This is a genomic window from Sphingomonas sp. Sphisp66, assembly GCF_047324325.1.
In the GTDB taxonomy this organism is placed as follows: Bacteria; Pseudomonadota; Alphaproteobacteria; order Sphingomonadales; family Sphingomonadaceae; genus Sphingomonas.
On the sequence record NZ_CP168508.1, the window covers coordinates 2,346,959 to 2,357,811 of the forward strand.

At 66.8% G+C, this 10,853-nt stretch carries 9 protein-coding genes; 8 read left to right on the plus strand and 1 reads right to left on the minus strand.

Translation table 11 applies throughout. From position 1 onward, the window contains the following. Positions 1-45 precede the first annotated feature (45 nt). Entirely contained in the window at positions 46-1,368 is a 1,323-nt protein-coding gene (gene hemN / locus ACEN8G_RS11265; RefSeq protein WP_413414469.1) for an oxygen-independent coproporphyrinogen III oxidase, read from the plus strand. A 23-nt stretch (positions 1,369-1,391) separates the two neighbouring features. After that, on the plus strand, positions 1,392-2,120 hold the full coding sequence (locus ACEN8G_RS11270; protein WP_413414470.1) for a Crp/Fnr family transcriptional regulator: 729 nt from the start codon (positions 1,392-1,394) through the stop codon (positions 2,118-2,120). On the opposite strand, the gene ACEN8G_RS11275 is transcribed toward ACEN8G_RS11270, so the two are convergent. Next, positions 2,107-2,565 (minus strand): hemerythrin domain-containing protein, encoded by a 459-nt coding sequence (locus ACEN8G_RS11275; RefSeq protein WP_413414471.1) that lies wholly within the window; start codon positions 2,563-2,565, stop codon positions 2,107-2,109. The genes ACEN8G_RS11270 and ACEN8G_RS11275 overlap by 14 nt on opposite strands. Before the next feature lie 177 nt (positions 2,566-2,742). Between ACEN8G_RS11275 and ACEN8G_RS11280 the strand changes: the two genes are divergently transcribed. The 6 genes from ACEN8G_RS11280 (at position 2,743) to ACEN8G_RS11305 (ending at position 10,817) form a co-directional block, all read left to right on the plus strand. Continuing rightward, positions 2,743-3,345 carry an RNA polymerase sigma factor gene (locus tag ACEN8G_RS11280; protein WP_413414472.1) on the plus strand — a complete coding sequence of 201 codons (603 nt, stop codon included), beginning with the start codon at positions 2,743-2,745 and terminating at the stop codon, positions 3,343-3,345. Further along, positions 3,302-4,324 (plus strand): FecR family protein, encoded by a 1,023-nt coding sequence (locus tag ACEN8G_RS11285; RefSeq protein WP_413414473.1) that lies wholly within the window; start codon positions 3,302-3,304, stop codon positions 4,322-4,324. The genes ACEN8G_RS11280 and ACEN8G_RS11285 overlap by 44 nt, the downstream gene beginning before the upstream one ends. 79 nt (positions 4,325-4,403) lie before the next feature. Further along, positions 4,404-7,757 (plus strand): outer membrane beta-barrel protein, encoded by a 3,354-nt coding sequence (locus ACEN8G_RS11290; RefSeq protein WP_413414474.1) that lies wholly within the window; start codon positions 4,404-4,406, stop codon positions 7,755-7,757. A gap of 14 nt (positions 7,758-7,771) precedes the next feature. Next, positions 7,772-9,220: an alkaline phosphatase family protein gene (locus tag ACEN8G_RS11295; RefSeq protein WP_413414475.1), complete on the plus strand. Its 1,449-nt coding sequence runs from the start codon at positions 7,772-7,774 to the stop codon at positions 9,218-9,220. A 20-nt stretch (positions 9,221-9,240) separates the two neighbouring features. Continuing rightward, a complete protein-coding gene (locus ACEN8G_RS11300; protein ID WP_413414476.1) occupies positions 9,241-9,555 on the plus strand; it encodes a c-type cytochrome in 315 nt (104 codons plus the stop codon). Then, positions 9,552-10,817 (plus strand): serine/threonine protein phosphatase, encoded by a 1,266-nt coding sequence (locus ACEN8G_RS11305; protein WP_413414477.1) that lies wholly within the window; start codon positions 9,552-9,554, stop codon positions 10,815-10,817. The genes ACEN8G_RS11300 and ACEN8G_RS11305 overlap by 4 nt, the downstream gene beginning before the upstream one ends. Positions 10,818-10,853 lie beyond the last annotated feature (36 nt).

A 10,853-nucleotide genomic window follows, 5' to 3' on the forward strand; every position in this document is an offset into this window, starting at 1 on the left:
ACCGGCATCAAAGCCCCCGCGCCGCAGCGCCCGCAGGGAATTGCCATGTGGACCTATCATCCCGAGCTGCTCGCCACGCCGGTGCCCCGCTACACCAGCTTCCCCACCGCAGCGGAGTTCGGCGACGATGTCGGGCCCGCTGACATGGAGCACGCGCTGGCCCGGGTGCGCGAGGACGAGCCGGTCTCGCTCTACCTCCACATCCCCTATTGCCATGAGATCTGCTGGTATTGCGGCTGCAACACCAGCGCCGCCAACCGCACCGCGCGCGTCACCGCCTATGTCCAGCGGCTGGGCGAGGAGATCGACCTGGTCGCCCGCAAGCTCGATGGCCGCGGCAGGATCGCGCGCATCGCCTGGGGCGGCGGCAGCCCAAATGCCCTTGCTCCCGCGCAGTTCGACGCACTGATGCAACGGCTGCGCAGCGCCTTCGCCTGCGCCGATGCCATCGTCTCGGTCGAGCTCGATCCGCGCGGCTTCGGCTGGGAATGGGCCGAGTGCTTCGCGCGCAACAAGGTCACCCGCGCCAGCTTGGGCGTGCAGACCTTCGCACCGCACATCCAGCGCGCGATCGGCCGCATCCAGCCGACCGAGGAGATCGCCTGCACCGCCGGCCGGCTCCGCGTGGCGGGGGTGCGATCGATCAACTTCGACCTGATGTACGGCCTGCCGGGCCAGTTCTCCGAGGATCTCGACGAGACGCTGGGCATCGCCCTGTCGATGCATCCCGAGCGCTTCGCTGTGTTCGGCTATGCGCATGTCCCGCATTTGCTGCCCCGACAGCGCCGGATCGACTCAACCCGCCTGCCCGGCCCCGCCGTCCGCTTCGCCATGGCGCAGCAGGCGCATCGCAAGCTCACCGGCGCCGGCTATGACGCGATCGGCTTCGATCATTTCGCGCTGCCGCACGACACGATCGCCCGTGCCGCGCGCGGCAGGACGCTGCGCCGCAACTTCCAGGGCTTCACCGAGGACAGATCCGAGGTGCTGATCGGCCTGGGGGCCTCCGCGATCAGCGCCTTCCCGGGCGCGCTGCTTCAGAACGAGAAGAACACCGGCCGCTATCACCTGCGCATGGGCAACGGCCAGTTCGGCACCGCCCGAGGCATAAGGCGCAGCGCGGGCGATCGGCGCCGCGGTGCGATCATCGAGGCCCTGCTCTGCCGCGGCGAAGCGGAATGCATCGGCCTGTCGGACCTCGAAGGGATCCGCACCCGGCTGGTGCCGTTCGAGGCACGGGGCCTGATCGCCTGGGCCGGCACCCGGCTGCTGCTCGACAAGGGCGCCCTGCCCTATGCCCGCACCATCGCGGCAACCTTCGATCCTTGGCGCGTGGCGAGCACCAATCGCTTCAGCAGCGCCGTCTAGCCCTCCAGCCGAAAGCGTCCGCCATGCTCCTCCAGGACCACACCACAGCCAGCTGCGCCCCCGCGCGCTGTCAATCCTGCAAGGCACGCGGCAGCTCGCTCTGCGCGGCGATGGCGGATGGCGAACTCCCAGCGCTCCATGCGATCGGCCGGCGCCGTACCTTGCCGGCGGGCCAGGTGTTCAACTGGGCCGGGGACTGCAACCACCATTGCGCCACCGTGGTCGAGGGCATGCTCAAGGTCACCGCCTCCACCAGCGACGGGCGCGAGCAGATCGTCGGCCTGCTCTTCCCCGGCGACTTTGTCGGCGAGCTGTTCGCGGACGACGCGACACTGACCGTCTCGGCCCTGTGCGAGACCGACCTGTGCACCTATCCCCGCGCCGCATTCGAGCGCACGCTGGAGCAGCATCCGCGCATGGAGCGCATGCTGCTGCGCCGTACCTTGCTGGCGCTCGGAGACGCCCGCGCCCGGATGCTCGCGCTCGGCCGCCGCAACGCCCGCGAGCGGATCGCCGGTTTCCTGCTCGACCTGGTCGAGCGTACCGGCCGCCCCGTGGCGAGCGGCGGCACCCTCATCGCCATCCCGATAAGCCGTGGCGAGATGGCGGATTATCTGGGGCTGACGATCGAGACGGTCAGCCGCCAGCTCTCGCTACTCAAGGCGGCGGGCATCCTGACCTTCGCCAAGGGGGATCGCGGCTGCACCGTGCTGCGCGAAGCCAGCCTGCGAGCGATCCTCAACCCGGCATGAGCCCGCGCCAGGCGATCTCGATCCCGCTTTCCTTGAGCACGATCGCCCGGCGGCAGCCGTCGAAGAAGCAGCGCAGCATGTAGGAGAGCTTGCCCACGTCGCGCTCGGCCCCGGTCTCGACGCTGCGGCGCAGTTCGCTCGCCAGGTCCTCGCCATGCATCCGGTCGAACTGGTGCATCTCGTGCAGCGCCGAGAGGAATGCCGGCGCGGGCCGATGCGCCAGGGGCAACCCGGCAAAGATGCGCTCGGCCCGGGCGAAATGCGTGGCGGTCACGCGCTGGATCGTCTTGCACAGCCGCATCACCTCGGCGGGCGACGGCAGGGCCGGCAGCCGATCCGCAACGCCCTCCAGTTCGTGGCACAGGCTGCACTGCACGGCATGATCGTCTTCCAATAGCTGGAAGCCCGAAATGAGCAGTTCGAAGGGTGGACTGCGGCGCGTCATGACGGGATCCTTCGTATCCCGCCCGATCTACGCCGGCCCTGGCGATCCCGAATTGACGTCCGTCAAATGCCGCATGCGCCGAAGGTAGCGCGAACAGAGACTGTCACATTTGCCGCCTAACGGGGTGCCGACTCGCTGATCGGCGAGGTCTCGGGTTGCACCCTGCAGGGATGGCTGATGCACGCGATCGACCGCGAACGGACGCGATGGTTCCTACGCAACGTCCTGCCGCATGAGCCGGCGCTGCGCAGCTGGCTCGGCCGGCGCCAGCCGCTCGGCCTCGATGTCGACGACATCATCCAGGAATCCTACGCGATCCTCGCCGATCTCGACACGGTCGAGGATATCCGCAATCCGCGCGCCTATCTGTTCCAGGTTGCCCGCTCGGTGATCACCCGCCATGTCCGCCGCGCCCGCGTCGTCTCGATCCACACCGTCGAGGACCTCAGCGAGCTGGACCTGGCCGACGACCGCCCCTCGCCAGAACAGGTCGCCATCGACCGCGACGAGCTGGGCCGGCTGGCCCTGGCGATCGGCGCGATGCCGGCCAAGATGCAGGAGGCGTTCATGCTCCGCCGGGTCGAGGGGTTGTCGCAGCGCGAGATATCCGCGCGCATGGCGATTTCGGAGAATACGGTTGAAAAACACATCTCGCGCGGGCTTCGTTTCCTGATCGATTGGTTTGGCCATGGCGGAAAAGCTCTGGCAAAAGCCTCTAGGGAAAGGGAAATGGAGATTGCCTCTTTTGACGGCCGAGCGAGAAACCAGTCGATCCATTGACGAGACCGCCGCCGACTGGATCGCCAGGCTCGATCGGGGGCCGCTCTCGGCAGAGGAAGCCCAGGCATTGGAATCCTGGCTGCACGGCGATCCGCGGCGCCGCGGGGCGATGCTGCGCGCCGATGCCTATGCGATGCTGAGCGAATCCGCGCGCGCGCTCGGCCCGCAATTTGATCCGAGGGCGTTCGCCGAGCCCGTACCCGCGGAATCCGAGCCGCGACGCGGCCTCAGCCGCCGCTCGATGCTCGCGATGGTCGGCACCGGCGGGGCAATCGCGGCATCGGTGCTGGCGCTGGGCATTGCCCTGCCCGCAGCCGCAATCACCACCGGCCTTGGCGAGGTCCGCCTCGTCACGCTCGACGACGGCTCGACCGTGATGCTCAACACCCAGACCAGCGTGAAGGTGCACTACAGCTCGAGCGAGCGCGTGGTCGAGCTGCTCTATGGCGAGGCGTTCTTCACCATCCTGGCCGATGCGCGCCGCCCCTTCTTCGTCGAGCTGCCGGGCAAGCGCCTGCGCGCCACGCGCGGGACCTTCCGCGTGCGCAAGCTCGACGGGAAGCCGGTCGACATCCTCGCCGACCAGGGCAAGCTCGCGCTCGCTTCGGTTGCCGGCGCTCCAACCCGGCTGGAGCTGCCCGCGGGCAGCCGGCTCACCTTCCAGCCCGATGCGCTGATCGAGCGGCTGCCGGCCCCGGCACTGGTCGCGCCGGACCTTGTCTCGCGCGAGCTTGCCTGGCGTGATGGCAAGATCGCATTCGAGGGCGAGCCGCTCGAGCACGCCGCTGCCGAGTTCGCCCGCTATAGCAGGACCCGTATCGAGATCAGCGATCCTGCGCTCGCCCGCGAGCCGGTCGCCGGGCTGTTCTCCGCGAGCGATCCCACGGGCTTCAGCCGCGCCGTGGCCGGTCTCTTCGACGCGCGGGTCGAACAGCGCGGCGACACGCTGGTGCTCAGCCGCCGTACCGGCCGGCCCTAAAAATTTACCGCCGGAATGGCGGAACTTTTCCCGCCAGGTCTCTCAGCCTCAAAGGGTGCTGCGGCCGCCGCACCCAAGGGTGCTGAAGATCATGCTTGCCCGCAACGCCATATTGTCGTCCGCTGCGGTCATCGCGTCGCTCGTGGCGGCGCCCGCTTTCGCGCAGGTCCGCAGCTTCGACATCCCCGCCCAGGCGGCGGTGAAGGCGATCCCCGAACTAGCCCGCCAGGCGCAGGTCCAGGTCGTCGCCGCGGCGCGTGACCTGGCCGGGGTACGCACCCCGGCGATCAAGGGTTCGATGGATGCGCGCCAGGCGCTGCGCCGCCTGATTGCCGGCACGCCGCTCGAGATCGTCGGCGATGACGGCCATATCATCACCCTGCGCTCGCGCCGTGCTCCCGGCCGCCAGACCGCGCAGGTGAACGGCCGCGGCACTGTCACCGGCCAGGTTATCAACCCGGCGAGCGGCGAGTATCTCCGCGCCGCGATCATCGATCTGACCGCTTCCAACGGAGAGCGCCGCTTCGCGACCTCGGGCGATGCCGGCGCCTATCGCTTCAACGGCGTGCCCGCCGGCCCGGCTACCGTGACTGTCCATTTCACCGGCTACACGACCGAGGCAGCCGTGGTGCACGTGCTGGCGCGCAAGACCGCGAAGCTCGATTTCAGCCTGCGCGAAAGCGGTGCCGACGGCGAGCAGCCGAGCAGCCAGATCGTCGTGAACGGCGCGCGCGAGGATTATGCGCAGGACATCATGGCGCAGCGCAAGTCGATGAACATCGTCGATGTGCTCTCCACCGAAGCCTATGGCGACATCGCCGGCGGCAATCCGGCCGAGTTCCTGAAATACATGCCGGGAGTCGATGTCGACGGCACCAACGGCACCTCGCTCTACGCCTTTCTGCGCGGCCTGCCGGCAGAATATACCCGCACCCAGCTGAACGGCATGGACGTGGTCTCAGCCAACGCCAACGCGCCTGCGGGCTATGCCAATTCGGCCGCGGCCGCGCGTATCTTCAGCTATGAATCGATCTCGATGTCGGCGATCGATTCCGTGACGGTCTACAAGACGGTCAGCGCCGACAACAATGCGGATGCGCCGGCCGGCATCATCGATCTGCGCACCAGGCACGCCTATGATCGCAAGAAGCAGGCGCTGGTGGTGTCGTTCGGCGGCTTCACCCACGAGAATATGTGGGACAGCAAGACGCATAGTGGCCCCGACCTCCAGGGCTGGGGCGGCAGGCGCTTCCTGCCCGAAGCCTCGCTCTTCTACGCCAACAGCTTCTTCGACCGCCGCCTCGGGGTGTTGGTCTCGCTCGGCTACAACAACAGCTATATCGAGCGCGAGCAGATCACGATGAGCCGCAGCTACGCACCGACGGCGAAGAGCCCCGATCCGCTCGCCTTCACCGCGATGGAATATGAGCAATCGGCCCGCCAGACGACGCGGCGCACCGCCTCGGCGATGATCGACTTCAAGGCAGACGACCGGCTGACCCTCTCGCTGCTCGGCATCTTCTTCCGCGGCGACGTCTATCAGAACACCATCGACGTCACCTTGACCACCGGCGTCCGCACCAATGGCGTCAGCGGCGACATCCTTGGCAACTACACCACGCTGAACGCCGCGACCGCCAAGACCATCCAGAGCGCCGATACGAGCCAGTACAAGGTCAACAACGGCAACATCATCGCGCCGAGCTTCGAATGGAACCGCGGCAACGCCCATCTCGACGGCTATTTCGCCTATTCGGACTCCAAGTCCTATTACAACTCGCCGCACCAGGATCAGGTCACGTCCTTCATCCCTACGGTGACTTCCACCGGCAACTTCTCGGCGCTGAAGGGCAGCTCCAGCCTTGCCTATACCGATTGGGACATCCGTCAGACGAGCGGCCCGGACTGGAGCACCCTCTCGTCCTACACGCTCTCCGCCACGCCGCAGCTGCGCACCACCAGCGGCGCCAATGCTTTCATCTACGAGAAGTCGGGCGGGCTGAACGCGAGCTATGACGCGCAGTTCGGGGCGGTGCCGATCACCTTCAAGGCAGGCTTCAAGGTCACCGACACCGTCTATCGCTTCGGCGATACCTCGGGCGACAATCTCTACACCTATACCGGCCCGCTCTCGAACGCCGACTTCCTCGCCTCGGTGATCAATCCCTATCAGCGCGCGTCGTGGAGCAAGAGCAACGCCGGCGTCACCTCGCTCTCGGGCTCGAGCTACATCCCGATGATCGACATGGCCAAGCTCTACCAGCTGTACGTCAACAATCCGGATCAGTGGACGCACACCCTGTCGGCGGCGAACTACGCGGCAGCCAATTATTCGAACAACACCCGGTTCGAGGAGAACATCAAGGCCCTCTACGGCATGGCGACGGCCAAGATCGGCAAGCTCAAGCTGCGCGCGGGCTTCCGCGCCGAATGGACCGCCAACACCAGCTGGGGCTGGTCGCCCCTCTCCGCCACCGAAGTTAAGGCCGCCACGGTCAACGGCGTGAAATGCGCGGTCACCGCCTCGACCGGCATCGCCACGACCATTCCCTGTGTCGACTATCAGTTCCGGACCAACGGCTATCAGGAAATCCGCGGCGACTATTTCAAGCTCTATCCCAGCGCCTCGGCCAAGCTCACTTTGGGCCGCAGTACCGATGCCGAGCTCGGCTATAGCCGCACCATCCTGCGCCCGGGACTGAACGCGATCGCCGGCAGCGCCAGCGTCGACGATGCCAACAAGGTGATCTCGGTGCCCAATCCGGGCCTGACCCCGGCGATGTCGGACAACATCTCCGTCCGCCTCTCGCACTATTTCAAGTCGGTCGGCCTGCTCACCGCGGGCTTCTATTACAACCGCATCGACGGCCTGGCCGATCTGCAGGAGGGCCTGACCGCGGCGGAAGTGGGCGCGGCGGCCGGCGGCTATGCCGAGGACCCCTCCTATGCCGACTATAGCTACACCACCTACCGCCAGCTCGGCGTGGTTAGCATCAAGGGCATCGAGGTCTCGTTCCAGCATGCGTTCAGCTGGCTGCCCGCGCCGTTCGACGGCCTGTCGGTCCGCGGCGGCTTCATGCACAACGAGCCGAGCGAGCCGATCACCCGCGTCGGCAAGAATATCGGCTCGGCGGCGCTGATGTACGAGAAGGGCCCGGTCCGGCTCTACGTCAACATGCTGTGGAACGACGACAAATACCGCTCGACCACGCCGAGCTGGTTCCAGGCCCGCACCGATCTCAGCGTCTCGGGCCGGATCAAGCTGGTGAAGCACTGGGAAGCCTATTTCTCGGTCAACAACCTGCTGGCCCAGCCCTACAACGTCATGGTCCCCGGCGAGCTCGCCACCACCTCGAGCAGCACCCCCAACCACAGCGCGATCTATGTCCAGAACGGCCGCACCGGCACGTTCGGCATCCGCGCACGCTTCTGAACTGGAGTCCTACGATGGCCGATACGCCCCAATTCACTCGCCGCCGCCTGATCACCGATGGCGCCCAGCTGGCCGCACTCGCCGCAGCCGCAGGCTTGCTGCCGCCCAACCTGCAGAAGGCGCTCGCTCAGATGCCGAACCGGGCGGGCTCGCTCAAGGACATCAAGCATGTCGTCATGCTGATGATGGAGAACCGCTCGTTCGACCATTATTTCGGCACGCTCTCCGGCGTCCGCGGCTTCGACGATCCCGACGCACTGATGCTGTCCACGGGCAGGAACGTCTTCCACCAGCCCGATGCGGAGAATCCGGACGGCTATCTGCTGCCCTTCCATGTCGATACCTCGACGACCAAGGCGCAGAAGCTGCCCTCGACCAGCCACGCCCGCAAGGTCCAGCACGCAGCCTGGAATGGCGGCAAGATGGACAATTGGCTGCCGGCGCACCGCGAGGCCGATGGTCCCGAAGGCCCCTATACGATGGGCTATTTCAAGCGCGAAGACATCCCGTTCCACTATGCGCTGGCGGAGGCCTTCACCATCTGCGACGCCTATCACTCCTCGGTGATGGGGCCGACCTGGCCGAACCGGCTCTACTACATGACCGGCACGATCGATCCCGACGCACTGGCAGGCGGGCCGGTCGTCCGCAACAAGATGCCGCCCGAGGGTTTCCGCTGGACGACCTATGCCGAGCGGCTGGAGGCTGCCGGTATCGACTGGCGCGTCTATCAATATGGCGAGCTGGGCAAGCGCTCGCACAATCTGTTCAGATGCTTCCCGCGCATTGCGCAAGCCCCGGCCGGCTCGCCGCTCGCCCTGCGCGGCTTCCCGGATGCGGACGAAGAGCGCTTTGCGCACGATGTTCGCAACGATCGCCTGCCCGCCGTCTCCTGGATGTTCCCCCCGGCCGATGCGAACGAGCATCCGTCGAACTCGATCCCCGCGGCCGGCGCAAACTTCATCGCCAGCCGGCTGAACGAACTCGCCGCAAACCCCGATGTCTGGGCGAAGACGCTGTTCATCCTCAACTATGACGAGAATGACGGGCTGTTCGATCACGTGCCCCCGCCGGTGCCGCCCGCGGGCACGGTGCACGAGTTCGTGGACGGCCTGCCGCTCGGCGGCGGCTTCCGCGTGCCATGCCTGCTCATCTCGCCCTGGACCGCCGGCGGCTGGGTGTGCAGCGAGCGTTTCGATCACACCTCGATCCTGCAGTTCCTCGAGCGGCACACCGGCGTGCGCGAGCCCAATATCAGCGACTGGCGCCGCCAGACCTTCGGCGACCTGACCTCGGCCTTCCGCTTCGGCCAGCCGGTGGCCAAGTTCCCGGCACTGCCCGGGGGAACGGCCGAGATGCTGGCGGTCGCCCGTGCGGCGGGCAACCTGCCGATCCCGCCGGTCCTCAATCCGCAGCAGCAGCTTCCGGTGCAGGAAAAGGGCTCGCGCAAGCGGGTGAAGTGATGCGGCACGCGGCGCCTCTGTTGCTCCTGAGCGCGGCGGCGCCGCTTTGCATGGCGGCGCCGGCGAGGCCCGCCGTGCCGCCGGAAAGCGGGCGCGCGCTCTATGCCGCGCAGTGTGCGAGCTGCCACGGCCGCGCCTTCGAAGGGATGGAGGACGGGCCGTCGCTCATCGGCGCCCGCTTCCAGGCCAAATGGCGCGACCGTCCGGATGCCCTCTACGCCAAGATACGCCAGTCGATGCCGCAGGACGATCCGGGCACGCTCACACCTGCTGAGGCCGGAGATCTCACCGCATTGCTTCTTGCCGCCAACCATTTGCCAGCGAGACCCAAATGAAGCGCAACCTGAGCCTCCTCGCATTGGCGCTGCTCGCCGCCACGCCTGCCGCCGCCAAGGGACGCTGCGGCGAATTCACCATTGCGATGATCCCGGACACGCAGAACTATCTCGACTACAGCCACCAGAAATCGGCCGGCTATCCGGTGGACGGCACCGATCTGTTCCTCGAGCAGATGCACTGGATCGCCGCGCATGCGAAGAGCGCGGGCGGCGACATCGTCTTCGCCACCCATGTCGGCGACGTGTGGCAGCATTATTCGGAATGGATGGACCGCGAGCACGAACTGCGCGGGTTCAAAGGCATGCCCAACGCGATGAGTTCCGAAGTGGCCGAGGGACCGCGCAAGGAGACGCGGACCTTCGAGATTCCCGCGGCGATCAAGGGCTTCCAGCTCCTGACGGGCAAGCTCCTCTTCTCGGTGGTGCCCGGCAACCATGATTATGACGCGCTATGGACCGATCCCGCGCATCCGCCCCAGCCCGAGCGCACCGACTCGCTCAGGATCGGCCTGCGCCATCTGGGCGGGCTCGACGGGTTCCGCTCGGCCTTTTCCGGCCAGTCCGAGTTCTTCCAGGGACAGCCCTGGTATGTCGATGCGCATGATGGCGGTGCGGACAGCGCGCAGCTCTTCACCGCGGGCGATTGCCGCTTCCTCCATATCGGCCTGCAGTTCGACGCGCCCGACGCCTCGCTCGCCTGGGCGAAGCGCGTACTCCACCGCTTCCCGGGCGTGCCGACGATCGTCACCACGCACAAATATCTGGACCGCGACGGATCGCGCGCCGACACGCCCGCGCTCGACCAGAGCATCCTCGACCACCGCGACAACAACCCGCAGATGGTCTGGGACAAGTTCATCAGCGAGAACGACCAGGTCTTCCTGGTGGTGAGCGGCCATATCGGCGGCCAGGGCTATAGCGTCGATCGCAACCTGGCCGGGCATCAGGTCCACCAGATGATGGCCGATTATCAGGGCCGCTGGCAGGTCGCGAAGGATCTGGGCTGGAAGAAGGCCAATGCCACGCTGGGCGATGGCTGGATGCGGCTGCTCACCTTCCGGCTCGATGGCCCCAAGCCGAGCGTCCAGGTGCGGACCTGGTCGACCCATTACAAGAAGTTCAGCACCGAGCTGCCGGACTATGCCGCCTGGTACAAGGCGCATGACGGCATGGGGAAGCTCAGCGACGCCGACTATCTGAAGCGCGACGACTTCAGCTTCGATCTGCCCGACTACCGCGCCCGGTTCGGACGGCAATAGCCCCCTTCCCCATCGACGACAGCGAACAAGGAGCGC